The organism is Mycobacterium sp. 2YAF39 (assembly GCF_052114565.1).
GTDB lineage: Bacteria > Actinomycetota > Actinomycetes > Mycobacteriales > Mycobacteriaceae > Mycobacterium.
In genome coordinates this window covers 1-378 of the sequence record NZ_JBFREZ010000060.1, presented here as the reverse complement: position 1 = coordinate 378, position 378 = coordinate 1, and the positions used below count along the sequence as shown (strand labels likewise).

1 protein-coding gene and 1 pseudogene are annotated in these 378 nt (G+C 62.9%); both read right to left on the bottom strand.

Annotated elements, in window-relative coordinates; genetic code table 11:
• Nucleotides 1-134, bottom strand: a 134-nt coding sequence (locus AB4Z42_RS28470) for a hypothetical protein (protein ID WP_442012593.1), incomplete at its 3' end; no start/stop codon positions are given.
• Between the two features lie 17 nt (nt 135-151).
• Nucleotides 152-378 (bottom strand): annotated as a pseudogene (locus tag AB4Z42_RS28465) (hypothetical protein); the annotation flags it as partial.

The following is a 378-nucleotide window of genomic DNA, read 5'->3' as shown; positions in this document are numbered from 1 at the left end:
GCGGCAGCCTTGGCATTGGCGCCGGCTACCAGCACGTGGACGTCGCCACCGCACTGGGCGGCAGCCGTCACGGTGTTCAGCGTGGCGGCCTTGATCGATTGATTGTCGTGTTCAGCAATGACGAGTGCAGTCATGTTTTCTCTCCCCGCGCTCAGATAACCTTGGCTTCAGACTTCAGCTTTTGCACCAGCGTGGCYACRTCSGGCACCATCACGCCTGCGCTGCGCTTGGCCGGCTCCACGACCTTCACGGTCGACAGACGCGGGGCCACATCCACACCGAGGTCTTCGGGCTTCACGGTTTCCAGCGGCTTCTTCTTGGCCTTCATGATGTTCGGCAGCGTCACGTAGCGCGGCTCGTTCAGGCGCAGGTCCGTGG